Here is a 23,457-nt window from a genome sequence, read left to right as displayed (position 1 = left end):
TGTTGCGCTTCGCCGAGAAGGGAGCCTGATGGCCAAGGACGAATCTCTGCGCGCCCGTCATGTCGCCATCATCATGGACGGCAACGGGCGCTGGGCGAAGAAGCGCCTGCTTCCGCGCGCGGTGGGCCACCAGCGCGGCGTGGAGGCGGTGCGCCGCGTCGTGCGCGGCGCGCGGGAAATGGGGCTGGAGGCACTGACCCTCTACGCCTTCTCGACCGAGAACTGGCGGCGGCCCGAGGATGAAGTCTCGGACCTGATGAGCCTGATGAAGCGCTTCATCCTCTCCGACCTCGACGAATTCGCGGCGGCGGGCGTCCGGCTCAAGATCATCGGCGACTATACCGCATTCAAGCCCGAACTGGTCGAACTGGTCGAAGGCGCGATGGCCAAGACCGCGCACAATACCGAGACGACGCTGGCGGTGGCGCTGAACTACGGCTCGCAGGACGAGATCGCCCGCGCGGCGACCAGGGCTGCGGCGAAGGGGCCGATCACGCCCGAGACGATCGCGGCTGAACTCGATACGGCGGACCTGCCGCCGCTCGACCTGCTGATCCGCACGTCCGGCGAGGTACGGCTGTCGAACTTCCTGCTGTGGCAGGCGGCTTACGCCGAAATGCTGTTCACCGACGTGCTCTGGCCGGATTTCACCGCCGATCACTTGCGCGATGCGCTCAGCGCCTTCACCACTCGCGAGCGTCGCTATGGCGGGCGCTGAGCCTCCGGCGAAAGGCACCTCCGATCTCAAGGTGCGGACGCTTTCGGCCATCGTCATGGTTGCGGTCGCCGGGACTGCCTTGTGGCTGGGCGGGCCGGTGTGGATCGCCTTCGTCTGCGCCGTCTCGGTCGGGGTGCTGTGGGAGTGGATCAGGCTTGCCCGTCGCATCACTCCGGGACCGGGTGCGCGGGCGGCGTGGAACTTCGTGGGGATGCTCTATGTCGGCATCGGCGCGGCCATGCTGTTGTTCCTGCATAACGACGCCTTCACCCTCGCGCCGATCCTGACCCTGCTGGGGACGGTGATCGCGGTGGACGTGGGCGCCTATTTCACCGGCCGCACATTGCGCGGGCCGAAGATCGCGCCGTCGATCAGTCCGTCCAAGACCTGGTCGGGCCTGATGGGCGCGGCGCTGGGCGCGACGCTCGCGCTCTTCACCGCCGCGCAGCTTTGGCAGGAAGGCGCGATCCGTCTTACGCCCGACGTCTCGGCGGCGAACGCGGTGTCGTGCTTCGGTACGCAGCCCTGCTGGTACGCGACGGCGGGCGCGGTTCCGCTCTTTGCGACCTGCCTTGCGGCCGGACTGCTGGTGGCGGTCTGTGCGCAGGCGGGCGACTTTTTCGAAAGCTGGATGAAGCGCCGCGCGGGGTTCAAGGACTCTGGCAACCTCATTCCGGGGCACGGCGGTTTCTTCGACCGGGTTGACGGATTGCTGGCAGTGCTGTTCCTGCTGGCGATGGCTATCGTGGTGTTGGCATGACCGGTTCTTTGCGCTCCCTGACGGTGCTTGGCGCGACCGGCTCGATCGGCGCCTCGACGCTCGATCTGATCCGCCGCAATCGCGACGAGTGGCGCGTGGTCGCGCTGACTGCGCATTCCAATGCGGCCGAACTGGCGAAGCTGGCGCGCGAATTCGGAGCCGAGGTCGCCGTCGTCGCCGATGAGGCGCACTTGCCTGCTCTGCGGGAGGCGCTTGCCGGTTCCGGGATCGAAGCTGCAGGCGGTCCCGTCGCGCTGATCGAGGCCGCTGCGCGCGGCGCCGACGTCACCGTCGCGGCGATCGTCGGCTGTGCCGGCCTTGCGCCGACGATGGCGGCGATCGAGCAGGGCGGGATCATCGCCCTTGCCAACAAGGAAGCTCTGGTTTCGGCGGGCGAAGTGATGATGGCCGCCGTCGCGCGGCATGGCGCCACGCTGCTGCCGATCGATTCCGAGCACAACGCGATCTTCCAGTGCCTCACCGGCAACGACCATGCCCATGTGCGCTGGATCACCCTGACGGCCAGCGGCGGCCCGTTCCGCGACTGGTCGTGGGAGCGTCTCAGCGCCGCCACTCCGGCCGAGGCGGTCCGCCATCCCAACTGGGATATGGGCGCGAAGATCAGCGTCGATTCGGCGACGATGTTCAACAAGGGCCTCGAACTGATCGAAGCCTACCACCTGTTCCCCGTCGGCCTCGATAAACTGCGGATCATCGTCCACCCGCAGTCGGTGGTCCATTCGATGGTCGAGTACCGGGACGGCTCGACCCTGGCGCAGCTTGGCCCCTCGGACATGCGTGTGCCGATCGCCTCGGCGCTGGCTTGGCCCGCGCGCATGGACACGCCCTGCGCCCCGCTCGACCTTGCCGAGATCGGCGAACTGACTTTCCGCAAGCCCGACGAAGTGCGCTTTCCCGCCACCCGCCTGGCGCGCGAGGCGGCGCAGGCGGGCGGGGCGATCCCCGCCGTGCTCAACGCCGCGAACGAAATCGCGGTTGCTGCGTTCCTTGGCGGTCAGATTTCGTTCACGCGTATCTCTGCACAAGTGGAAGACGTGCTAGGCTCGTATGCGCCGCCGCCGCCCGGCAGCCTCTCCGACGTCCTCGAAGTGGACACGGAGGCCCGGGCGAGGGCGCGCGTACTCGTGACCAGCACCTGAAGAGAGGCATAGCTTGACCGGTTCACCAGGAATTCTGACGACGATCTTCGCCTTCCTCCTGGTGCTGGGGCCACTGGTCCTGATCCATGAGCTGGGGCATTATCTCGTCGGCCGCCTGTTCGGCGTGAAGGCGGACGCCTTTTCCATCGGCTTCGGCAAGGAACTCGCGGGCTGGACCGACAAGCGCGGCACCCGCTGGAAGCTCTCGGCGTTGCCTCTCGGCGGCTACGTCCAGTTCGCAGGCGACATGAACCCGACGAGCGCGCCGAAGCCCGACGATGTGCGGCTGTCGGCGCAGGAGCGGGCGCAGACCTTCCATTCCAAGCCGCTGTGGCAGCGCGCGCTGATCGTCTTCGCCGGGCCGCTGACCAACCTGCTGCTGTGCGTCGCGATCTTCGCCGGGTTCTTCTCGATCTACGGCCGCGTCGTAAACGATGCGGAGATTAGCGGCTTTACCGCCAACTCGCCCGCGCAGGCTGCGGGTATGCGCGTCGGCGACCGCATCGTCGCGATTGACGGTGACAAGGTTGACGGAGCCACCGACGTGCCGGGCCGCGTCGCGTACTTCCCCGGCAAGACGCTGCCGATCGCGGTGGAGCGGGCAGGGCGCACGCTTGTCCTTCCGGTGAAGCTGGCGACGCAGGAGTTCAGCGACCAGTTCGGTAACAAGGCGAAGATCGGCGATATCGGCGTGCGGATGATGCCGCCCGTCGTCGGCGGCTTCTACGGCGATTCGCCGGCCGAGGACGCCGGGCTCGAGGTGGGCGACCGCATCGTCGCGGTGAACGGCGCCGCAATCACCAGCTTCGAGGACATCCCGGAACTCATCCGCCCGCAGGCGGGGCGCAGCGTCGATCTCTCGGTGCGGCGCGGGAATGAAGTCCGGACTTTCCCGGTCAAGGTGACCGAAGGCTCTATCCCTGACGCACAGGGCAAGCCGCAGAAGGTCGGTCAGATCGGCGTACGCGCGGGCCGCTTCGAGCAGGTCGGCCCGGTCGATGCCGTCGCCCTCGGATTCCAGCAGAGCTTCCGCGCCATGGGCAACATGGTGACCGGCATAACCCAGATCTTCACGGGCGACCGCTCCGTCCGCGAACTGGGTGGTCCGATCAAGATCGCGCAGTATTCCGGGCAGACTTTCACGCTGGGCTGGGAAGCCTTCGTGGAGTTCGCCGCTTTGATCTCGATTAACTTGGCATTCATCAACCTCCTGCCAATTCCTGGCCTCGACGGCGGACATCTGGCTTTCTACGCGGCTGAACTGGTCCGGCGCAGACCCCTGGGTGCACGCAGTCAGGAATGGGCGATAAAGACGGGTGTGGCGCTGGTGCTGGCGCTTATGGTCTTCGTCACGGTCAATGACCTGGCCTCTCTCCCTATTTTCGGGGGATAGCCTGGAGGGATTCACGAGCGATCACAATGTTGCCGGGTTTTGTCTGCTTGATTGGACCGGCTCCATCGGGCAGATGGCTGCGATTGCCTGCGGGTCTGGGTGCGCTCCCGCCGGTGGTCTGTTTTTCATCGCGAAAGCGAATACGGGATTTTGCGTAGAATGATCGGACGGGAAATGGTTCGCGGCACTGGAGCGCGCAGCGCCCGAGGCCTCTGGGGCTCGCAAGTTGCAGCAGTGCTCCTCGGGACCACTATCCTCGCGGGGATGCCCATGGAGGCTTCCGCGCAAGCGGCAAAGGCAGGCAAGCGCGCGCCGGTCCCTGCCGCACCCGCTGCTCCCGCTCCGGCTGTCGTTGCGCCGGTCGAGGAAGGCCAGCCGATTCAGACCATCGTGGTGAAAGGCGCCGAGCGCCTCGAAGCGCAGACGGTGCTGTCCTATATCAAGATGCGCGTCGGTCAGAACTACACCAAGGTTTCCGCCGACGCCGCGCTCAAGGACCTCTACGGCACCGAGCTGTTCAAGGACGCGCAGGTTGCGTTCGACAACGGCGTGGTGACGATCACGGTTCAGGAGAACCCGGTCGTCAACCGCATCATCCTTGAAGGCAACAAGCGCATCAAGGACGACAAGATCCTTCCCGAGATCAAGGTCGCGCCGCGCCAGATCTTCACCCGTTCCAAGATTCGCGCTGACGTCGCCCGCATCATCGAGCTGTACAAGCGCCAGGGTCGCTACGCCGCGACCGTCGAGCCGAAGATGGTCTCGCTCGACCAGAACCGTGTCGATATCGTCTTCGAAATCACCGAGGGCGACAAGTCCAAGGTCCGCCAGATCAACATCATCGGCAACGAGCACTTCTCGGCCGGCGAACTGCGCGGCCAGATGGTGACCAAGCAGGCGCGCTTCACCCGTCTGTTCAGCTCGGGCACCAGCTACGACCCCGACCGCATGGCCTTCGACCAGCAGAAGCTGCGCCAGTTCTATCTGACGCAGGGCTATGCCGACTTCCGCGTGGTCTCGGCCGTGGCCGAACTGACGCCGGACAAGAAGGACTTCATCATCACGTACGTGGTTGAGGAAGGTAAGCGCTACAAGTTCGGCGACGTGAAGGTCGAAAGCCAGCTGCGCGACTTCGACGGCGAGAAGATGGCCGGCAACCTGCCCATGCACAAGGGTGACTGGTACAACGCCAAGCAGGTCGAGGACACCATCGACAGTCTGAACGAGACTGCCGGTGCCTTCGGCTATGCTTTCGCCGACGTCCGCCCGCAGTACGATCGCGACAAGGAAAACCTCACCATGGGGCTGACCTTCGTGATCCAGGAGGCGCCGCGCGTCTATGTCGAGAAGATCGACATCAACGGCAACACGCTGACCCAGGACAAGGTGATCCGCCGCGAGTTCCGTCTGGCGGAAGGCGATGCCTTCAACTCGCTGCAGGTCAAGCGTTCGACTAACCGCATCAAGTCGCTCGGCTACTTCCAGGAGAAGTTCGAGGTCGAGCAGAAGCCCGGCAGCGCCGACGACCGCATTCTTCTGGAAGCCAACGTCGAGGAAAAGCCGACCGGCGAACTCCAGCTTTCGGCCGGTTTCTCCAGTCTCGAGAGCTTCATCTTCCAGGCCTCGATCCGGCAGCGCAACTTCCGCGGCCGTGGTCAGACGGTCGGCCTTTCGGGCAGCATCTCGCGCTATTCGAAGAGCGTGGAAGCCAGCTTCGTCGAGCCGTACCTGCTGGACAAGAACGTGTCGCTCGGCGTCAATATCTACCGCCGCGACTACAACAGCTTCAATTACTACAACTCCGACCGCAACACGACCTATGAGCAGTCGACCACGGGTATCCAGATCCGTGCAGGCGTGCCGCTGACCGAATATCTGACGGCCGTAGGCAGCTATACGCTGAACTACGATGACGTCAGCTTGGACAAGGACACGTATTACTCCACTCGCGTTAACGGCACGCTGCAGTGCGATCCGCTCTATGCCGGCCGCTATCTGTGCGACGCGATCGGTAAGCGCCTTAGTTCGATCGTCGGCGGCTCGCTGATCTACGATACGCTGGACAACCGCATGCGCCCGACGCGCGGAATTACCGCGTCGGTCAATGTCGATTTCGCGGGTCTGGGCGGCGATGTGAAGTATGCGCGCATCCGCGGCAATGCGTCCAAGTTCTTCAACATGGGGCATGGCTTCATCTTCTCGCTGTCCGCTGAAGGTGGCGCGATCAAGGGGCTGGCGGGGCAGGAAATTCGCCTGACCGACCGCTTCTATCTCGGTCAGCCGCAGTTCCGTGGCTTCGCCATTCGCGGCGTCGGTCCGCGCGTGCTGCGTAAGTATATCACTGATGGCGTGGAATCGACCAAGCGCAGCGATTGGTCGGACGACGCGCTGGGTGGTAACTACTACTACATGGGCCGTGCCGAGATGGAGATTCCGCTGGGCTCGGGTGCGCGTGAAATGGGCCTACGCCCGTCGATCTTCGCCGATGTCGGTGCCGTGTGGGGGACCAAGTTCAACAAGAGCGATCTGACCGATTGCAAGAACGGCTGTATCCCGACCTACTATACCAAGGACACGGACGGGAACGACACGACGACCACGACGACGTCCTCGACGGACTCCAGTGGACGTACGCTAACCGCGACCGGCAATTACGCGTACAACTTCAACGAGTATTTCGTTGGCGATACCTGGAAGCCGCGTGTCGCCATCGGCATCGGCGTGAACTGGAACTCGCCTTTCGGCCCGTTCCGCATCGACTTCTCGCGCGTGCTGCTCAAGCAGGACGGCGACGATCCCAAGGCATTCAACTTCAACGTGGGAACCCAGTTCTGATGACTACCAAGACCAAGTTCGTCGCGCTGGCCGCTGGCCTCGCGTTCGCCGCCGTCGCGGCGCAGCCCGCGCTTGCAGCCAAGCCTGCTCCGGCAGCCGCTGCTCCGGCAACCGGCGGTACGATCGTGCAGGGCCTCGGCGTTGCCAGCTTCGATGCGGTGATCGCCAACTCGAACGCGTTCAAGACCGCGGAAACGCAGCGCCAGACCACCTTCAAGGCGCAGTTCGACCAGGCGCAGACCCGGCAGAACGCGCTCAACGCCCAGATCAAGCCGCTGATCGACAAGTTCAACGCCGACCGTCAGGGCGGCAAGGTCACGCAGGCTGCACTTGAACAGCAGGCCGGTTCGATCCAGCAGATCCAGGAGAACGGCAAGGCCGAACTCCAGCGCATCCTGCAGCCGGTCGGCCTGTCGCAGGCTTACGTCAACGAGCAGATCGAAGACAAGCTGAACGATGCGGTCAAGGCAGCGATGACCAAGAAGGGCGTGTCGATCCTGATCTCGCCCGACGCGATTCTCGCGGTCAACGGCGGCGCCTACAACCTCAATCAGGACATCCTGAACGAGCTGAACACGTCGATCCCCTCGGCCCAGCTGGTTCCGCCCGCTGGTTGGGAACCGCGCCAGGTTCGCGAGCAGCGTGCACAGCAGGCTGCCGCTCAGGGCCAGGCTCCGGCCGGCGCCGCTCCGGCGACGCAGCCCTCGGGCCGCTGATCGGACGTCACGGGCATGAGCGATAACGCCGAAGTCGTGTACGACACCGCGAAGATCCTGGCGGCGCTTCCGCACCGCTACCCGATGCTGCTCGTCGACCGCGTGGTCTCGATCTCTGAGGAGGAGATCGAGGCGGTCAAGGCGGTGAGCTTCAACGAGGACTTCTTCCAGGGGCACTTCCCCGGCCGACCGATCATGCCCGGCGTCCTCCAGATCGAGGCGCTGGCGCAGGCTGCGGGCATCCTCGCGATCGAGACCCTCGGCCTTGCCGGGACCGGCAAGCTGGTGTACTTCATGGCGATCGAGGACGCGAAGTTCCGCGCCCCCGTGACCCCCGGGCACCTGCTGACACTGCGCACCGGCTTCGTCCAGAAGCGCTCGCGCGTGTGCAAGTTCTGGGGCAAGGCCTCCATCGACGACAAGGTGACCTGCGAGGTCAACTTCACGGCGATGATCGCGGACGCCTGAGGCGGAACCTCATCATTCCCCTCTCGCTTGCGGGAGGGGCAGGGGTGGGCTTCTTCACCCTTGCATTCCGGCCCGCTTCGCTGTAAGCGCGCCGCTTTCCAAGCCAGGCCGGTCGGAACCGGCCACATGCGAAAGAGATAGACCCATGAAGGCCGATACGCATCCCGACTACCACACCATCACGGTGCAGATGACCGACGGCAGCACCTTCCAGACCCGCTCGACCTGGGGCAAGGAAGGCGACACGCTGGTTCTGGACATCGACCCGACCTCGCACCCGGCATGGACCGGCGGCAAGGCCCAGCTTCAGGACGGTGGCCGCGTGGCCCAGTTCAACAAGCGTTTCGGCGGTCTCACGCTCAAGAAGAACTGATTGGGCGGGGCTTCGCGCTTCCGAACATCAGCTTCACGAAGAAGGCGGTCCCTGGGGCCGCCTTTTTTGTTGCCCGCATAGCGGGCAAAATTTCATTGCCAGTTGCGATTGCCTTTCATGTGCAGGGCTTTAGGGTCGTGAATGTCCACGCGGGGCGGGGGAACGTCCATGCGTGCGGCTGCGTTTCGCAGCCATCCAGCCCGAAAGACCGGAGATACGATATGAAGCGATCCTCCCGCATCCTCGCCGCCTCGGCGGTCCTGCTCTCGCTCGCCGGCGCTGCCGGTGCGGCTGATGACCATACCGGCCACTCCGCAACGACTGCGGCCGCAGCGCCGATGATCCATGCCGACCTGATCGGGCTGGACGGCAAGACCATCGGCATGGTCATGCTGCAGGAGACCCCGGCAGGCGTCCTCGTCAGCGCCGAGGCCAAGGGCATTCCGGCGGGTGAGCACGGCTTCCACTTCCACCAGAAGGGTGTGTGCGACACCGCGACCAAGTTCGACAGTTCGGGCGGCCACTTCACCGGCGGCGATCACCAGCACGGCTACATGGTCGCGACCGGCCCGCATGGCGGTGACATGCCGAATCAGAATGTCGGCGCCGACGGCCTGCTCAAGACGCAGGTGCTGAATTCCGGCGTGACGCTCTCGCCGGGGCCGAAGTCGCTGCTCGACGCGGACGGTTCGGCGCTGGTGATCCACGCAGGCTTGGACGACTACACCAGCCAGCCTTCGGGCAACGCCGGTGGCCGCATCGCCTGCGCGGTGATCGCTGCGGCCAAGTAAAAAGTCCGGGCGGCCTTGGGGATCAGCCCCAGGGCCGCTCGCGATACCATTGCGTGATGACGTACTTGCGGCCCTTGCGCACCTTCATCGCGTGATGAAGCGTCGCCGCGTTACAGCTGCCGTCAGCGCGGCGGTTGTTCCAGCCGATGAGCTTGCCGGTCTCGGGCTGGATCATCTTGTCGATGACCTTGAAGCGAGTCGCGCCCCCGGCCTCGACGTCGTTCAGGTAGATCATGAAGGTCCAGGTCCGCTGGCCGGGAACCTTGCAGTATTTCTCGAAATCGGCGCTGTCGGGCTCGAAATAATCGGTGTGCGCCTTGAACTCCTGCCCGACTTCATAGCGCTGTCCCTGCAGCGGTTCCGCATGGGCAAGGTCGATGCCGGAAAGTCGGGACAGCGCCTGCGCCAGTTCGTCGACCACCGGATAGTCGCGTGACAGGTCGCAGGTCGAACTGGTCCGGAACGCATCGTCTCCGTTGTAGTCGGCGATCGTCGAGGGGCGGTTGTTGGTCTCGATCAGATCGACCAACTGCGCGCAGCGCTCGGCGTCGAGGAACTCGCGCAGGATGAACAGGTCGAGCCGGGACGATGGGAAGCGCTGAACGCCGGGGTGGGATAGCAGTCTTGCAGCCGATGATTCGCCGGGTTCGTCCATGCGCCGACCTTAGCCACGGGCAGGGCGCAGGAAAATCGCGTGCGAGGTGCCGGGCAGGTAAATTTCGCCTCTCCGCATTTTTGCTTTGCAAGAATCCGCGCGCTGTGCAAAAGGCGCGCTCCGCACCGGATGCAGCAGCGTCCGATGCCGGACGCGGCGCCTCTCGAGTGCGCCTGTGGCGATCGTAGCTCAGTTGGTTAGAGCGCCGGTTTGTGGTACCGGAGGTCGTGGGTTCGAACCCCATCGATCGCCCCATTTTCTCCCTTTTACCACAGTGTGATGCTCATAGCGGCATCATGATACCAATGCCCGATTGGCGCATGAAAAGCGCTGTGCTTTGATCTGAGTCACTTGCTCCTTTCAACACGCACTATAGAAGCGCGCCTGTCATGCACGGCTTTGCCAATCCCGCCCGTTTTCTGCGCATCGCCCGCTGGCTGATGCCCCTGTGCATGGGCACGGGACTGGTCGTCGCCTTCGCGGCGCTGGGCTGGGGGCTGTTCGTCGCCCCTGCCGAGCGCCTGCAGGGAGAGACGGTGCGCATCGTCTATCTTCACGTGCCCGCCGCCTGGCTGGGCATGGCCGGGTGGATGGGGATCGCGGGCGCGAGCTTCACCGAACTCGTCTGGCGTCATCCGCTCGCGGCCATCGCGGCGAAGGCCTGCGCGGTGCCGGGCGCGGTTTTTACCGCCGTCTGCTTACTTACAGGTTCGCTGTGGGGGCGTCCTGCGTGGGGGACATGGTGGGTCTGGGACGGACGGCTGACCTCGATGCTGGTGCTGCTGTTCCTCTACTTCGGCTGGATGGCGCTGTCTCAGGCGAGCGAGGCTGCGGACGGCGGCCAGAATCGCGCGCCCGCCATCTTCGGGCTCGTCGGCGCGGTGAACGTGCCGATCATTCATTACTCGGTGATCTGGTGGAACAGCCAGCACCAGCCGCCGAGCATCACCGTGGGCAAGTCCGCGATGTCGGGCGATTTTCTGGTGCCGCTGCTTGCCGCGATGCTCGGTTTCACGCTGATCTTCGCAGGCGTCGTGCTCGCCCGGATGCGTGCGATCCTGGCCGAGCAGCAGGCCGAGGCGCGGCTGCGCAGGAAAGCGCGCGCGGAAGTGGAGGCGTTCTGATGCGTGAAGCGATGGACCCATGGGCCTTCGTGGTCGCGGCCTATGTGGTCGGCGTCGGCGCGACGCTGGCGATGGTCTCATGGGCGCTGCTTTCGATGCGCCGCGCAGAAAAGCGCCGTGATTCCGCGAGGAACCGCTGATGGCGACGGTCGCCAAGAGCCCGATCAAGGCCAAGCACCAGCGCCTCGTGCTGCTGATCGTCGCGCTGGTCGTGCTCATCGGGGCGGCGTTGCTCGCCGCATGGGCGCTGCGCAATCAGGCGAGCTACTTCTACGTGCCGAGCGAGATCGTCGCCAGGCCGCCCGAGCCCGGCCGCGCCGTGCGCCTTGGCGGCATGGTCGAGAAGGGCTCGCTCAAGACGGCGGCGGACGGAGTGACGATCAATTTCGCCGTGCAGGACGGCAAGGCGCGCGTGCCGGTGACCTTCAAGGGCATCGTGCCCTCGCTGTTCGTCGAGGGGTCCGGCGTCGTCGCCGAGGGTAAGATGGGCACGGACGGCACATTCGTCGCCGACAACCTCCTTGCCAAGCATGACGAGAACTACGTGCCTCGCGAGATGCAGGACATGTCCAGGGAACAGGCCCAGAAGGTCATGCAAGAAACCAAATGATCGCTGAACCCAAATGATCGCTGAACTAGGTCTTGCCGCCCTCTGGCTGGCGGCGGCGCTGGCGGCGCTGCAACTCGTTTCCGGTGCGCTGGGGCTGACAGAGCGCGGCGCCGTGCTCGGCGGTGCGGTGCGCCCCGTGGCGGTGGTGCAGGGCGGGCTGGCGCTGCTGGCCTTCGCCTGTCTCATCTACGTCTTTTCGGTCACCGATCTGTCGGTGAAGCTGGTCGCGCTCAATTCGCATTCGATGAAGCCGCTGGTGTTCAAGATCGCCGGCGCCTGGGGCAACCACGAGGGGTCGATGCTCCTGTGGGTGACGGTGATGGGGCTGGGCGGCGCCTTCGTGGCGCTCGTCGAAAAGCGCTTGCCGGAACGCACCATGCTGGCGACGCTGGCCGGGCAGGCTTTCGTGAGCCTTGGCTTCTATGCCTTCCTGCTGTTTGCCTCCAACCCGTTCGAGCGGCTTTCGCCGGTGCCGATGGAGGGTAACGGGCTCAACCCGCTGCTGCAGGACCTTGGCCTCGCGTTCCATCCGCCGACGCTCTACCTGGGCTATGTGGGGCTCTCGATCGCGTTCAGTTTCGCTATCGGTGCTCTGGTGACGCGCGAGGTCGGCCCGGCGTTCGCCAAGGCGATGCGCCCGTGGGTGCTGGGCGCGTGGATATTCCTCACCGTGGGCATCACCGCCGGTTCGTACTGGGCCTATTACGAACTGGGTTGGGGCGGCTGGTGGTTCTGGGACCCGGTCGAGAACGCCTCGCTGATGCCCTGGCTGGCGGCGACGGCACTGCTCCATTCGTGCGGCGTGCTGGCGGCGCGCAATGCACTGCGCGCCTGGACGATCATGCTGGGCGTGGTCGCGTTCTCGATGTCGATGATCGGCACGTTCCTGGTGCGCTCGGGCATCCTGACGAGCGTGCATGCCTTTGCCGTCGATCCGCAGCGCGGCACGTTCATCCTCGCGCTGCTGGCAATCTACATCGGCGGCGCGCTGGTGCTGTTCGGCCTGCGCGCCGCGACCGTGACCGAGGGCGAGCGCTTTGCCTTCGTCAGCCGCGAGGGCGCGTTGGTGGTCAACAACGTGATGCTCTCGGCGATCCTGGGCATCGTGCTGTTCGGCACGCTCTACCCGCTGTTCGCAGAGGCGATGGGAGCCAAGGTTTCGGTCGGGCCGCCGTACTTCAATCCGATGAGCGCGCTGTTCGCGGTGCCGATGCTGGTCGTGCTCATGGTCGGGCCGTTGCTGCGCTGGCGGCGGGACAAGTTCGGGCGCGTCGGCCGCGAGCTGGTGATCCCGGCGATGCTGATCGTCGCGGCGGGGATCTGCGTACTAGTGCTGGGCGGCGTCGCGCTGCTGCCCTGGATCGGTCTTGCGCTGTCGGTCGGGCTCGGATGGGCCAGCCTGCTGCCGCTCAAGGGCCGCAATTTGCGCCGCACGCCGCTGCCGATCTGGGGTATGGTGGTGGCGCACTTTGGCATTGCCGTCGCGCTGTTCGGCATGAGCAGCGAGAGCGCCTTCTCCGTCGAGAAGCTGGTCGCCGTGCGCATGGGCGAGGTCACGCAAGTCGGGCCATGGGGCGTCAAGCTCGACACCGTCGAGCCTGTCGCCGGTCCGAACTGGACGGCGATGGAGGCGCGCCTGCTGGTGCGCTACGGTATCGACGGTAAGGTGACCCGCATGCTCCCGCAGTCGCGCAGCTTCTGGGCGCCGCCGCAGCAGACTAGCGAATCGGCGCTGCTGACGCGCTGGAATGGCCAGCTTTACGCCGTGCTCGGCGGCGAGGCGCCCAAGGTCGATGGCGAGAAGCAATCGCGCTGGCAACTGCGCTTGTGGTGGAAGCCTTTCGCGCCGCTGATCTGGATCGGCGGTCTGCTGATCGCGCTGGGCGGCCTGCTGGCGCTGGTGGGCCGGGTGGCGGCCGACGTGCGGCGGATCGTGGCCAAGGACAAGATCGCCTATCGGCGCGAGAAGCAGGGACGATGAGCGATTTACCCGCAAAAGCGCCACGTTGGGCGATCTGGCTGCCGCTGGCGCTGTTCCTCGGCTTCGTGGCGCTGGTGATCGTGGGGCTCTATCGTCCGGCGGACCGCAATGTCGCCTCCGCGCTCGTCGGCAAGTCGATGCCGCAGTTCGATCTGCCTGCCGCCTTGCCGGGGCGGCCCGGCCTCGACAGCAAGGTGCTCGCCAACGGCAAGCCGCACCTCGTCAACGTGTTCGCCAGCTGGTGCATTCCCTGCCGCGTCGAGGCGCCGCAACTCGGAGCGCTGGCCAAGGCCGGGGTGCCGATCGAAGGCATCTCGGTGCGCGACACGACCGAGAACCTGCAGGGCTTCCTTCAAACGAACGGCGACCCGTTCCAGCGCATCGGCGCGGACGATGACGGGAAAGTGCAACTGGCGCTCGGCTCGTCCGGCGTTCCGGAGACTTACGTGGTCGATGGTAAGGGCACGATCGTTTACCAGCACATCGGCGAAATCCGGCCCGAGCACCTCGGGGTGCTGCTTGAGAAGCTGAAGGAGGCGGGTGAGTGAAGCGCCTGATCGCTCTCGTTGCGCTTGCTCTCGCGGCTCCCGTGTTCGCGCAGGAGGAGCAGTCCACTGCGCCTTACGCCTATCGTCAGCTCGATGATCCGGCGCAGGAAACCAAGGCGCAGGACCTCATGGAGACCCTGCGCTGCCTTCAGTGCCAGGGCCAGTCGATTGCGGATTCGGACGCGCCGATCGCGGGCTCGATGCGCTCGCTGGTTCGCGAGCGGATCAAGGCGGGCGAGACTCCCGAGCAGATCCGCGCCTGGCTGATCGAGCGCTACGGCGACTACGTCAGCTATGCGCCTCAGCTCACCGGCCTGACCTGGCCGCTGTTCGCGGTGCCGGGCGTGCTGCTGCTCATCGCCTTCCTGCTGCTGCGGCGCCGCTTTTCCGCAAAAGGAGCAGGGCAGTGACCTGGGTTTTCGTGATCGGCCTAGCCGTCCTCGTGCTGGCGGTGCTGCTTTTCGTATTCAAGGTGCCGCGCGGATGCCGCGAGGCGGTGGCTTCGGCGCTGCTGCTCGGCATCGCGGGATACGTGACGCAGGGCTCCCCGAGCTTGGCAGGAGCGCCGAAGGATTCGGCCGAGTCCGTGTCCGCCGACCCCGCCGCGCTTGTCGAAGGCCGCGCCAAGGTCACCAATAGCGGCATCCCGACCAGCAACCGCTGGGTGGTGATCGCCGATGGCCTCGCTCGCAACGGTCAGTATGCCGATGCCGCCGAAGTCCTTCGCGGGGCGATCGAGGATGACCCCAAGAACGCCGACGCCTGGCTGGCGCTGGCCAATTCGCTGGTCGCCCACGCAGACAACATGCTGACGCCGCCCGCGCTCTACGCCTACCAGCGTGCGATCGACGCGGAGCCGGATGCGCCGGGCGCACGATTCTTCCTCGGCCTCGCCTATGCGCGCGAGGGGAAACTCGCCGAGGCGCGTGCCTTGTGGGTGGATGTTGTGAAGACCGCACCCGAGGATGCGCCATGGCGCCTGCCGCTCGCCCAGCAACTGATGCGCCTCGACGCCGCGATCGCGGCGCAAAACGGTCAGGCCCCGACCGAATCGGCGCCCGTTCAGCCCGGCCCGGCCAATCCCTGAACGGAACATTGCCGCCGGGCGCGGGGATTGTAAGTATCGTTGCTTGGCCCCATTCATGCTGCTAACGGCGCAAGCCTGCCGCAGCCGCTCTAGCGTGTCTGCGAGTCCATTACAGGACGCATGAATGAGTGATTCTCCAGCAGACACACCTTACGTTCCTTCGACGGCGGGTGAGTCTCACAGTTCGGGCGGCCATCACGGCCAGGGCTCGGGCAATATCACCAAGCTCGCGCTTGGCGCGGTCGGCGTCGTCTTCGGCGACATCGGCACCAGCCCCCTCTATGCCTTCCGCGAAACCTTCGTCGGCCCGCATCCGCTGGCGATCGACGAACTGCACGTACTCGGCGTCGTCAGCCTGATCTTCTGGTCGATGACGCTGGTGGTGTCGGTGCAGTACGTCGGTGTGCTGATGCGTGCGGACAACAAGGGGCAGGGCGGCAGCCTCGCGCTTGTCGCGCTGATTTCCGGCGCGATCCGCAAGTCCGGCTACGGCCCGCTGGTGGTGCTGCTGGGCGTCTTCGCGACCTCGCTGTTCTACGGCGACTCGATGATTACCCCGGCGGTCTCGGTGCTCTCGGCGGTCGAGGGGCTCACCGTCGTCCAGTCCGACCTCGCGCCCTTCGTGCTGCCGATCGCGCTGGTGCTGCTGATCGCGCTGTTCGTCATCCAGAAGAGCGGCACCGCCAAGATCGGCGCGCTGTTCGCGCCGGTCATGGTGACCTACTTCACCGTGCTCGCGGTGCTGGGCATCTACCATCTGGTCCAGATGCCCGAGGTGCTGGTGGCGCTGAACCCGTGGTACGCGATCCAGTTCTTCCTGACCGACAAAATCCTCGGCTTCCTGGCGCTCGGCTCGGTCGTGCTGGCGGTGACAGGGGCGGAGGCGCTCTATGCCGACATGGGGCACTTCGGGCGCGGCCCGCTGCGCCTGTCGTGGTTCGCCTTCGTGATGCCCTGCCTGCTCATCAACTACTTCGGGCAGGCGGCGATGATCCTGGGTCTCGACGACGCGCAGGCGGCGGTCGCGATGGAGAACCCGTTCTTCAACCTCGCGCCCGAATCGCTGCGCCTGCCGCTGGTGATCCTGGCGACCTGCGCCACCTTCATCGCCAGCCAGGCGGTGATCTCGGGCGCGTTCTCGATCACCCATCAGGCGATGCAACTGGGCTTCATCCCGCGCCTCTCGACCCGCCACACCAGCGAGCACGAGGCGGGCCAGATCTACATCCCCTTCGTCAACTGGGCGCTGATGACCGGCGTGATCGTACTGGTCCTGGTGTTCCAGAACTCGTCGAACCTCGCCTCGGCCTACGGCATCGCGGTGACCGGGGCGATGCTGATCGACACCTGCCTGATGGCGGTGATGCTGCTGGTCGTGTGGAAATGGCACAAGGCCCTGGCGATCCCGGTGATCGTCACCTTCTTCGTGGTCGATGGCGCCTACTTCGCCGCCAACGCCACCAAGATCCCCGACGGCGGCTGGTTCCCGCTGATGATCGGCGGCATCGCCTTCACCCTGCTGACGACGTGGAACAAGGGCCGCCGCCTGATGCGCGACCGCATGACCGAGGCCGCGCTGCCGCTCAACGTCTTCGCCAAGAGCGCCCACGGCAGCGCCGCGCGGGTGCCGGGCACGGCGATCTTCATGGCCTCCAGCAACATGGGCGTGCCCTCGGCGCTGCTCCACAACATCAAGCACAACAAGGTGCTGCACGAGCGCGTCGTCGTGCTGACGGTGGAAGTGCAGGACGGCCCCTATGTGGAGCCGGAGGACCGCTTCACCGTCGTCGATCTGGGGCAGGGCTTCTACCGATTGACGCTGCGCTACGGCTTCATGGAGGAGACCGACATTCCCGCCGCGCTGGCCCATGCGCCGATGTGCGGCGGCCCGTTCGAGATGATGAAGACCAGCTTCTTCCTCTCGCGCCAGACATTGGTACCCTCGGAGAAGCCCGGCATGGCGATCTGGCGCGAAAAGCTGTTCGCGTGGATGATGCGCAATGCGGCGAGCGCAATGGAATTCTTCCGCCTCCCGACGAACCGCGTGGTGGAACTGGGCAGCCAGCTGGAGATTTGATGCGTCGACTTCGGCGCAGAACCGGATCGATTGTGGCGCCGATCTGTCCTTGTCCTGTCTTGACAACGTGTTAGCCTGAAATCTCCGGACAAGGAGATCAGGCATGGTGGCGGTTGCTCTGGCAGTTCTGATGGCGGCGGCGGCGCCTCCTGCGGTCCCTCCGCCGCCGGTCGTCGCCGATGAATTCCGCCGTTCCAGCGAACGCGGTCTTGCCGCCTGGACGCCCGGGGACGTGCGCTGCGATGGCAGCGCTCTCGTCTCCGGCGCGCCGCTGCGCCGTCCGCTGAACACCATCGGCTGGCGCGGGCCGAATGCGCAGCAGTCGGTGACGCTGCGTTTCGACATCGACGCCAGTGGCCGACCGGTCTCGATCACGCGCGGGGATGCCCGCTTCGCGCCCAACGACGACATCGCGCCCGCGCTCGCCGCCAGTCGGTTCCCGTCCAAGGCGCACAGCGCCTGCTCGGTGACCTATGCGGTCGCGGTGGAGCCTTTCGCGACTGCGTCGGTGCCCGATCTGGTGTCCTACACGGTGACGCCGCTGAACGGACGGCTGCCGATGCCGGGCTGGGAGCGCATCCGCGAAGGTAGCAACTGCGCCGACGCCCCGCGCCCGCAGCCGCTGGTGCGCGCGCTCCCGGATTTCGCGAAGCTGCCCGGCACCCCAGGCATGAAGGAATGGACGCTGGTGACGTACGACACCGATGCGGGCGGCAAGCCGGTGAACGTGCGGATCGGCACCGGCACCGGCAACAAGGCGCTCGATGCGGCGGCGGTCAAGGCGATGCGCGAATCGCGCTTCACCGGCGGTGCGCGCAAGGGGTGTTCCTATCCCTACTGGCGCCAGCCCGAAGTGCTCCCCGCGCCGCCGATGCCGGAAAAGAGCGCGTTTCCCGCAGGCGACAAGTGCCCGGCCGGGCAGGACTGGGCGAGCCAGCCGGTGCTTCGCTTCCCGCAGGCCTACAACCGCCGCCGGATCGAGGGCTGGGCGGTCGTCAGCTACGACATCGCGCCGTGGGGGGCGGTGGGCAATGCCAAGGTGCTGGCCGCGCAGCCTTCCGACGATTTCGGGCGGCAGGCGCTGCAGGTGATCCAGTCGGCCAAGGCGGCGCCCTCGCAGGAAGGCCGCAGCGGCTGCATCGAACGCATCCGTTTCGCGATCCATCCCGATGCGGGCGACAGCGACGACGCGCCCGATCCGATCATCCTGGGCGGCTGAGCCCCGTTCCTCCCGGGAGCCTCACCTTCCGTCATTGCGAGCGCAGCGAAGCAATCCAGCGCAGTCTTGCGCCGCCCTGGATTGCTTCGCTGCGCTCGCAATGACGAATGGGCGCGTCGTCAGCGGCAGAAATCCGCGCCGTCCGCCTCAAGATGGAAATGGTTCTCGTGCGCGGCGTTGTAACCGGGGCCCAGCGTCGTGCCGAAGCGCTTGCAGGCGCTGTCGTGGACCACGCGCAGGAAGCGGCGTTCTGCCGGGGTGCCGCCGTTCCAGCCGGCCAGCACGGTGATGCGCCGTCCGTCGCCGAGGACGAACCCCGAGACGTCGATGGCATTGGCACTGGCATGACCCGACCGGCGTGAAGTGCCCGCGACGTTGCGGCACGAATAACTGCCGAACGTCTCGATCTTCACCAGTCGGCTGCCGAGGATCTGCTGCGCCGCGCGGTCCACGCCGTAGCGTGCCCAGCCCGCAAAGGCTGTCGAGGTTGCGCAAGTCACGGGGCCGAGCCCGGAAACGGTCACCGTGGCGTCGTCTGTGTTGAGCGCGGCCAGCTTGACCGTCCCCACCGTGGAGCAGGCGCTGCCGTACCAGCGATCTTCGACTGGCGTGAACACGGCCTGCTGTGCGCTCAGCGTAGAGAGGCACTGCCGCAGTTCGGGGTGCGGCGGCGCGGGTCGGGGGCGACTCGCCGCGTGATTCGGCCGCCGGTTCGAAGGCGCCGGACGGTCGATGCACCCGCTGAGCACGGCAAGCAGGGGGAGGGCGAACAAAATTCTATGCATGGGTCCAAGCTCTTGGGGGGAGTGCCTTAACCTGTGCTTATCCGTGCCTTACACGGCGGCAGGGCGCCATATGCATGCGACCGTTTTGCACAGTGAACTGGCCTGCAAGACGATTGACATCCCCGTGGGTGCCACTAGGAGCGGCTCCGGGCCACGCGGTCCCAACGCCGCGCGTGCTCTCTGTAAGGAGAGTCAGAAATGACTGATTTGATTGCCGTTCCCGCGCGTAAACCTGCTCGTCCGCAGTTCTCTTCCGGACCTTGCGCCAAGCCGCCCGGCTATTCCCCCGAAAAGCTCGCCACCGAATCGCTGGGTCGTTCGCACCGTGCGAAGATCGGCAAGACGCGCCTCGCCTACTGCATCGAACTGATGCGCGAAGTGCTGCAGCTGCCCGATACGCACCGCATCGGCATCGTGCCCGGTTCGGACACCGGCGCCTTCGAAATGGCCATGTGGACCATGCTCGGCGCGCGCGGCGTGACGACGGTTGCGTGGGAAAGCTTCGGCGAAGGCTGGGTGACGGACGCCGCCAAGCAGCTCAAGCTCGATCCCACCGTGATCCGCGCCGACTACGGCCAGCTGCCCGACCTCACCCAGATCGATTTCAGCAGCGATGTGCTGTTCACCTGGAACGGCACCACCTCGGGCGTGCGCGTCCCCAACGCTGACTTCATCCCCGACGATCGTGAAGGCCTGACCTTCGCCGACTCGACCTCGGCGGTGTTCGCCTACGACATCGACTGGTCGAAGATCGACGTCGCCACCTTCTCCTGGCAGAAGGTTCTGGGCGGCGAGGGCGGTCACGGCGTCCTCATCCTCGGCCCCCGCGCGGTTGAGCGTCTGGAAACCTACACCCCGGCATGGCCGCTTCCCAAGGTGTTCCGCCTCGTTTCCAAGGGCAAGCTCGCAGAGGGCGTGTTCAAGGGCGAGACGATCAACACCCCCTCGATGCTCGCCGTCGAGGACGCGATCTTCGCGCTGGAATGGTCGAAGTCGCTGGGCGGTCTGGAAGGTCTGAAGGCCCGTTCGGATGCCAACGCCGCTGCCCTTGGCAAGATCGTCGCCGAGCGTGACTGGCTGGGCCACCTTGCGGTGGACGAGGCGACCCGTTCGAAGACCTCGGTCTGCCTGACCGTCGAAGGCGCCGACGCCGACTTCATCAAGAAGTTCGCCGCCCTGCTCGAAAAGCAGGACGCCGCCTACGACGTCGCCGGATACCGCGATGCCCCTGCGGGCCTGCGCATCTGGTGCGGCGCCACCGTCGACACCCAGGACATCGAGGATCTCGGTCCCTGGCTCGACTGGGCCTATGCCACCGTCAAGGCCGAGCAGGTCGCAGCGTAAGAACACCGTCGTCATTCCCGCGAAGGCGGGAACCCAGCTGATGACGGTGCAACCTGAAACAGCATCAGTTGGGTCCCCGCCTTCGCGGGGATGACGAGGATCTTGCTGCGCGATCGAGTTTCACTCAGCGATTTTTCACTCCGCCATGGCCCTTACGGCCAGCGTGAAGGAACCTATTCCATGACCAAGCCCAAAGTCCTCATTTCCGACAAGATGGACCCCAACGCCGCCCGCATCTTCGAGGAGATGGGCTGCGACGTAGACGTCATCACCGGCGAGAACCCGGAACAGCAGATCGCCCGCATCGGTGAATACGATGGCCTCGCCATCCGTTCGTCGACCAAGGTGACCAAGGAAATGCTGGCCGCCGCCAAGAACCTCAAGGTCATCGGCCGCGCCGGCATCGGCGTCGACAACGTCGATATCCCTGCCGCCTCGGCGCAGGGCGTCGTGGTGATGAACACCCCGTTCGGCAACTCGATCACCACTGCGGAGCACGCCATCGCCCTGATGTTCGCGCTCGCCCGCCAGCTGCCCGAGGCGAACGCCCAGACGCAGGCCGGTACGTGGCCGAAGAACGGCTTCATGGGCGTCGAAGTCACCGGCAAGACGCTGGGCCTCATCGGCGCCGGCAACATCGGTTCCATCGTCGCCAGCCGAGCGCTGGGCCTGCGCATGAAGGTCGTCGCCTTCGACCCGTTCCTGACGCCTGAGCGCGCCGTGGAAATGGGCGTCGAGAAGGCGGACCTCGAAACGCTGCTGGCCAAGGCGGACTTCATCACGCTGCACACGCCGCTGACCGACCAGACCCGCAACATCCTCTCGGCCGAGAACCTCGCCAAGACCAAGAAGGGCGTTCGCATCATCAACTGCGCACGCGGCGGTCTGGTGGACGAAGCCGCGCTGAAGGCGGGCCTCGATTCGGGCCACATCGCGGGCGCCGCTCTCGACGTGTTCCAGACCGAGCCGGCCAAGGAATCGCCGCTGTTCGGCACCCCGAACTTCATCTGCACCCCGCACCTGGGCGCATCGACCACCGAAGCGCAGGTCAACGTGGCGCTGCAGGTGGCCGAGCAGATGGCCGACTACCTCGTCAACGGCGGCGTCACCAACGCGCTCAACATGCCCTCGCTGAGCGCCGAGGAAGCCCCCAAGCTCAAGCCTTACATGAAGCTGGCCGAAGTGCTGGGTTCGATGGTCGGCCAGCTGACCGTGGACTCGGTTCCGCGCATCTCGATCCACGTCGAGGGCGCCGCTGCCGAACTGAACCAGAAGCCGATCACCGCCGCCGTCCTCGCCGGTTTCCTGCGCGTGCAGTCGGCCACGGTGAACATGGTCAACGCCCCGTTCCTCGCCAAGGAGCGCGGCCTCGAAGTGCGCGAAGTGAAGACCGAGCGCGAGGGCGACTACCACACCCTGATCCGCGTCTCGGTGAAGACCGAAGCGGGCGAGCGTTCGGTGGCTGGCACGCTGTTCAACAACGTCGAGCCGCGCCTCGTCGAGATGTTCGGCATCAAGGTCGAGGCGGAACTCGACGGTTCGATGCTCTACATCGTCAACGAGGACGCGCCGGGCTTCATCGGCCGCATCGGTACGCTGCTGGGCGAGAACGCGATCAACATCGGCACCTTCAACCTCGGCCGCCGTGCGGCTGGCGGCGAAGCGGTGCTGCTGCTCTCGGTGGACGGCGATCTCTCGGCCGGGCTGCTGGAGCAGGCACGCGCGCTGCCGGGCGTGAAGACCGTCAAGGCGCTGACGTTCTGAGCTGACGCTTTAACAGGCTCCCAACGGAAGAGGGGTCGGTGCCTTGTGGCGCCGGCCCCTTTTTCGTTCGGGAGGCGTCGTTCGCCTCGCGCTTCTCGATATTGTTGACTCAGTCAACATAATCGATCAAGGCTGGCGCATGAACCAGGCCATCGACGCGATCCGCACCTTCAACCGCTTCTTCACCCGGCACGTCGGCGCCATCGACGCGCGCTTTCTCGATACCGACGCGAACCTGCCGGAAGCGCGCCTCCTGTTCGAGATCGCGCGGCTCGGGCCGGTGCTGGCCAATGTCCTGCAGGCGGAGCTGGGCCTCGATCGCGGTTACCTCAGCCGGATGATCGCCCGGTTCGAGGATCGGGGCTGGGTCGCGCGGGACCGGCTCGACAGCGACGCGCGTGCCCGCCCGATCCGGCTGACGCAGGCGGGGCAGGCGGCTTTCGAGGAGATCGACGGGCGCCAGCGCGATGCCGTCGCGCACGATCTGGAACGCCTGAGCGCGACCGAGCGCGACGATCTGGTGCAGGCGCTGACAAGAGCGCGGCTGCTGCTGGATCGCCAGGCGCCCGATGCCTTCACGATCCGCGATGCGCGGGTCGGCGAAGTCAGTCAGGTGGCGGCGCGTCAATCCGTGCTTTACGCCGAAAGCCACAGTTGGGGGCACGGGCTCGAGGTGGTCGAGGCGGAAACCACTGCGGCTTTCCTGCGAAACTTCGATGCGGAGCGAGAGCGCTGCTGGGTCGCGGATCTGGGCGGTGTCATGGCCGGTGCAGTGTTCCTCACCGACGAGGGCGAAGGCACCGCTCGGCTGCGCCTGCTCCACGTAGAGCCTTTCGCGCGGCGGCGGGGCATCGGCGACGCGCTGGTCGCCGGCTGCCTCGATTTCGCGCGGGAGAAGGGCTACCGGCAGGTGGTGCTATGGACGCATACCGTGCTCGAAGCCGCGCGCCGCATCTACGCGCGCAACGGCTTCGAGTGCATCGACACTCAGGTTCACCATACGTTCGGCGAACCGGTTCAGGGCGAGACCTGGCGCGTGCTGCTCTGAA

The 23,457-nt window shown here is 65.8% G+C and carries 23 protein-coding genes and 1 tRNA gene; 22 read left to right on the top strand and 2 right to left on the bottom strand.

Features of this window, described 5'->3' with window-relative positions:
- Positions 1–28: 28 nt before the first annotated feature.
- From uppS to PKE80_RS05945, 9 genes are all read left to right on the top strand, one after another.
- Positions 29–718, top strand: coding sequence for a polyprenyl diphosphate synthase (gene uppS / locus PKE80_RS05985; RefSeq protein ID WP_271181717.1), 690 nt, complete (start codon positions 29–31; stop codon positions 716–718).
- Positions 705–1,478: a phosphatidate cytidylyltransferase gene (locus PKE80_RS05980; RefSeq protein ID WP_271181716.1), complete on the top strand. Its 774-nt coding sequence runs from the start codon at positions 705–707 to the stop codon at positions 1,476–1,478. Before uppS ends, PKE80_RS05980 begins: the two co-directional genes overlap by 14 nt.
- Positions 1,475–2,638 carry a 1-deoxy-D-xylulose-5-phosphate reductoisomerase gene (locus tag PKE80_RS05975; protein WP_271181715.1) on the top strand — a complete coding sequence of 388 codons (1,164 nt, stop codon included), beginning with the start codon at positions 1,475–1,477 and terminating at the stop codon, positions 2,636–2,638. The genes PKE80_RS05980 and PKE80_RS05975 overlap by 4 nt, the downstream gene beginning before the upstream one ends.
- Before the next feature lie 13 nt (positions 2,639–2,651).
- Positions 2,652–4,031 carry an RIP metalloprotease RseP gene (rseP, locus tag PKE80_RS05970; RefSeq protein ID WP_271181714.1) on the top strand — a complete coding sequence of 460 codons (1,380 nt, stop codon included), beginning with the start codon at positions 2,652–2,654 and terminating at the stop codon, positions 4,029–4,031.
- A gap of 174 nt (positions 4,032–4,205) precedes the next feature.
- The gene (bamA, locus tag PKE80_RS05965) at positions 4,206–6,866 is read left to right on the top strand and encodes an outer membrane protein assembly factor BamA (protein WP_271182138.1); all 2,661 of its coding nucleotides are present in this window, start codon (positions 4,206–4,208) and stop codon (positions 6,864–6,866) included.
- Positions 6,866–7,582, top strand: coding sequence for an OmpH family outer membrane protein (locus PKE80_RS05960; protein ID WP_271181713.1), 717 nt, complete (start codon positions 6,866–6,868; stop codon positions 7,580–7,582). The genes bamA and PKE80_RS05960 overlap by 1 nt, the downstream gene beginning before the upstream one ends.
- 15 nt (positions 7,583–7,597) lie before the next feature.
- Positions 7,598–8,050, top strand: a complete 453-nt coding sequence (fabZ, locus tag PKE80_RS05955; protein ID WP_271181712.1) for a 3-hydroxyacyl-ACP dehydratase FabZ — start codon at positions 7,598–7,600, stop codon at positions 8,048–8,050.
- A gap of 145 nt (positions 8,051–8,195) precedes the next feature.
- Complete coding sequence (gene rpmE, locus PKE80_RS05950) at positions 8,196–8,423, top strand: 50S ribosomal protein L31 (protein WP_008830262.1); 228 nt, start codon at positions 8,196–8,198, stop codon at positions 8,421–8,423.
- A 221-nt stretch (positions 8,424–8,644) separates the two neighbouring features.
- A complete protein-coding gene (locus tag PKE80_RS05945) occupies positions 8,645–9,214 on the top strand; it encodes a superoxide dismutase family protein (RefSeq protein WP_271181711.1) in 570 nt (189 codons plus the stop codon).
- A gap of 22 nt (positions 9,215–9,236) precedes the next feature.
- Here PKE80_RS05945 and PKE80_RS05940 read toward each other — a convergent pair whose 3' ends face one another.
- The gene (locus tag PKE80_RS05940; RefSeq protein ID WP_271181710.1) at positions 9,237–9,869 is read right to left on the bottom strand and encodes a prolyl hydroxylase family protein; all 633 of its coding nucleotides are present in this window, start codon (positions 9,867–9,869) and stop codon (positions 9,237–9,239) included.
- A gap of 178 nt (positions 9,870–10,047) precedes the next feature.
- Between PKE80_RS05940 and PKE80_RS05935 the strand changes: the two genes are divergently transcribed.
- The 10 genes from PKE80_RS05935 (at position 10,048) to PKE80_RS05890 (ending at position 18,515) form a co-directional block, all read left to right on the top strand.
- Positions 10,048–10,124: transfer RNA gene (locus tag PKE80_RS05935), tRNA-His, on the top strand.
- A gap of 134 nt (positions 10,125–10,258) precedes the next feature.
- Positions 10,259–10,993 (top strand): heme ABC transporter permease CcmC, encoded by a 735-nt coding sequence (gene ccmC / locus PKE80_RS05930; protein WP_008830265.1) that lies wholly within the window; start codon positions 10,259–10,261, stop codon positions 10,991–10,993.
- A complete protein-coding gene (locus PKE80_RS05925) occupies positions 10,993–11,133 on the top strand; it encodes a hypothetical protein (RefSeq protein ID WP_271181709.1) in 141 nt (46 codons plus the stop codon). The genes ccmC and PKE80_RS05925 overlap by 1 nt, the downstream gene beginning before the upstream one ends.
- Positions 11,133–11,603, top strand: a complete 471-nt coding sequence (ccmE, locus tag PKE80_RS05920) for a cytochrome c maturation protein CcmE (protein WP_008830267.1) — start codon at positions 11,133–11,135, stop codon at positions 11,601–11,603. The genes PKE80_RS05925 and ccmE overlap by 1 nt, the downstream gene beginning before the upstream one ends.
- A gap of 13 nt (positions 11,604–11,616) precedes the next feature.
- Positions 11,617–13,584, top strand: coding sequence for a heme lyase CcmF/NrfE family subunit (locus tag PKE80_RS05915; protein WP_271181708.1), 1,968 nt, complete (start codon positions 11,617–11,619; stop codon positions 13,582–13,584).
- The gene (locus PKE80_RS05910) at positions 13,581–14,132 is read left to right on the top strand and encodes a DsbE family thiol:disulfide interchange protein (protein ID WP_271181707.1); all 552 of its coding nucleotides are present in this window, start codon (positions 13,581–13,583) and stop codon (positions 14,130–14,132) included. The genes PKE80_RS05915 and PKE80_RS05910 overlap by 4 nt, the downstream gene beginning before the upstream one ends.
- Entirely contained in the window at positions 14,129–14,542 is a 414-nt protein-coding gene (locus PKE80_RS05905) for a cytochrome c-type biogenesis protein (RefSeq protein ID WP_008830270.1), read from the top strand. Before PKE80_RS05910 ends, PKE80_RS05905 begins: the two co-directional genes overlap by 4 nt.
- Entirely contained in the window at positions 14,539–15,219 is a 681-nt protein-coding gene (locus PKE80_RS05900; RefSeq protein ID WP_271181706.1) for a tetratricopeptide repeat protein, read from the top strand. The genes PKE80_RS05905 and PKE80_RS05900 overlap by 4 nt, the downstream gene beginning before the upstream one ends.
- A 124-nt stretch (positions 15,220–15,343) precedes the next feature.
- Positions 15,344–17,296 (top strand): potassium transporter Kup, encoded by a 1,953-nt coding sequence (locus tag PKE80_RS05895; RefSeq protein WP_036522556.1) that lies wholly within the window; start codon positions 15,344–15,346, stop codon positions 17,294–17,296.
- A gap of 103 nt (positions 17,297–17,399) precedes the next feature.
- A complete protein-coding gene (locus PKE80_RS05890) occupies positions 17,400–18,515 on the top strand; it encodes a TonB family protein (protein ID WP_271181705.1) in 1,116 nt (371 codons plus the stop codon).
- A 119-nt stretch (positions 18,516–18,634) separates the two neighbouring features.
- Here the strand turns inward: PKE80_RS05890 and PKE80_RS05885 are convergent, their stop codons facing one another.
- Positions 18,635–19,300 (bottom strand): extensin-like domain-containing protein, encoded by a 666-nt coding sequence (locus tag PKE80_RS05885; protein ID WP_271181704.1) that lies wholly within the window; start codon positions 19,298–19,300, stop codon positions 18,635–18,637.
- A 198-nt stretch (positions 19,301–19,498) separates the two neighbouring features.
- Between PKE80_RS05885 and PKE80_RS05880 the strand changes: the two genes are divergently transcribed.
- The 3 genes from PKE80_RS05880 to PKE80_RS05870 all read left to right on the top strand — a co-directional run bounded on the left by PKE80_RS05880 (position 19,499) and on the right by PKE80_RS05870 (position 23,456).
- Positions 19,499–20,644, top strand: a complete 1,146-nt coding sequence (locus tag PKE80_RS05880) for a phosphoserine transaminase (RefSeq protein ID WP_271181703.1) — start codon at positions 19,499–19,501, stop codon at positions 20,642–20,644.
- Between the two features lie 180 nt (positions 20,645–20,824).
- Entirely contained in the window at positions 20,825–22,408 is a 1,584-nt protein-coding gene (serA, locus tag PKE80_RS05875; protein WP_271181702.1) for a phosphoglycerate dehydrogenase, read from the top strand.
- A gap of 139 nt (positions 22,409–22,547) precedes the next feature.
- Positions 22,548–23,456 carry a bifunctional helix-turn-helix transcriptional regulator/GNAT family N-acetyltransferase gene (locus PKE80_RS05870; protein ID WP_271181701.1) on the top strand — a complete coding sequence of 303 codons (909 nt, stop codon included), beginning with the start codon at positions 22,548–22,550 and terminating at the stop codon, positions 23,454–23,456.
- The last annotated feature ends 1 nt before the right edge of the window (position 23,457 follow it).

It is taken from the genome of Novosphingobium resinovorum (assembly GCF_027922145.1).
In the GTDB taxonomy this organism is placed as follows: domain Bacteria; phylum Pseudomonadota; class Alphaproteobacteria; order Sphingomonadales; family Sphingomonadaceae; genus Novosphingobium; species Novosphingobium resinovorum.
Note: the sequence above shows the minus strand (reverse complement) of the source record. Positions and strands in the feature narration are given on the sequence as shown.

Bases quoted from the DNA above. Each gene is read 5' to 3' on its own strand.
- PKE80_RS05895 (WP_036522556.1), top strand. From the start codon at position 15,344: ATGAGTGATTCTCCAGCAGACACACCTTACGTTCCTTCGACGGCGGGT.
- PKE80_RS05980 (WP_271181716.1), top strand. From the start codon at position 705: ATGGCGGGCGCTGAGCCTCCGGCGAAAGGCACCTCCGATCTCAAGGTG.
- PKE80_RS05890 (WP_271181705.1), top strand. From the start codon at position 17,400: ATGGTGGCGGTTGCTCTGGCAGTTCTGATGGCGGCGGCGGCGCCTCCT.
- PKE80_RS05880 (WP_271181703.1), top strand. From the start codon at position 19,499: ATGACTGATTTGATTGCCGTTCCCGCGCGTAAACCTGCTCGTCCGCAG.
- PKE80_RS05940 (WP_271181710.1), bottom strand. From the start codon at position 9,869: ATGGACGAACCCGGCGAATCATCGGCTGCAAGACTGCTATCCCACCCC.
- rpmE (WP_008830262.1), top strand. From the start codon at position 8,196: ATGAAGGCCGATACGCATCCCGACTACCACACCATCACGGTGCAGATG.
- PKE80_RS05870 (WP_271181701.1), top strand. From the start codon at position 22,548: ATGAACCAGGCCATCGACGCGATCCGCACCTTCAACCGCTTCTTCACC.
- PKE80_RS05915 (WP_271181708.1), top strand. From the start codon at position 11,617: ATGATCGCTGAACTAGGTCTTGCCGCCCTCTGGCTGGCGGCGGCGCTG.
- fabZ (WP_271181712.1), top strand. From the start codon at position 7,598: ATGAGCGATAACGCCGAAGTCGTGTACGACACCGCGAAGATCCTGGCG.
- PKE80_RS05975 (WP_271181715.1), top strand. From the start codon at position 1,475: ATGACCGGTTCTTTGCGCTCCCTGACGGTGCTTGGCGCGACCGGCTCG.
- PKE80_RS05910 (WP_271181707.1), top strand. From the start codon at position 13,581: ATGAGCGATTTACCCGCAAAAGCGCCACGTTGGGCGATCTGGCTGCCG.
- PKE80_RS05885 (WP_271181704.1), bottom strand. From the start codon at position 19,300: ATGCATAGAATTTTGTTCGCCCTCCCCCTGCTTGCCGTGCTCAGCGGG.
- serA (WP_271181702.1), top strand. From the start codon at position 20,825: ATGACCAAGCCCAAAGTCCTCATTTCCGACAAGATGGACCCCAACGCC.
- PKE80_RS05960 (WP_271181713.1), top strand. From the start codon at position 6,866: ATGACTACCAAGACCAAGTTCGTCGCGCTGGCCGCTGGCCTCGCGTTC.
- PKE80_RS05945 (WP_271181711.1), top strand. From the start codon at position 8,645: ATGAAGCGATCCTCCCGCATCCTCGCCGCCTCGGCGGTCCTGCTCTCG.
- uppS (WP_271181717.1), top strand. From the start codon at position 29: ATGGCCAAGGACGAATCTCTGCGCGCCCGTCATGTCGCCATCATCATG.
- bamA (WP_271182138.1), top strand. From the start codon at position 4,206: ATGGTTCGCGGCACTGGAGCGCGCAGCGCCCGAGGCCTCTGGGGCTCG.
- ccmE (WP_008830267.1), top strand. From the start codon at position 11,133: ATGGCGACGGTCGCCAAGAGCCCGATCAAGGCCAAGCACCAGCGCCTC.
- PKE80_RS05925 (WP_271181709.1), top strand. From the start codon at position 10,993: ATGCGTGAAGCGATGGACCCATGGGCCTTCGTGGTCGCGGCCTATGTG.
- ccmC (WP_008830265.1), top strand. From the start codon at position 10,259: ATGCACGGCTTTGCCAATCCCGCCCGTTTTCTGCGCATCGCCCGCTGG.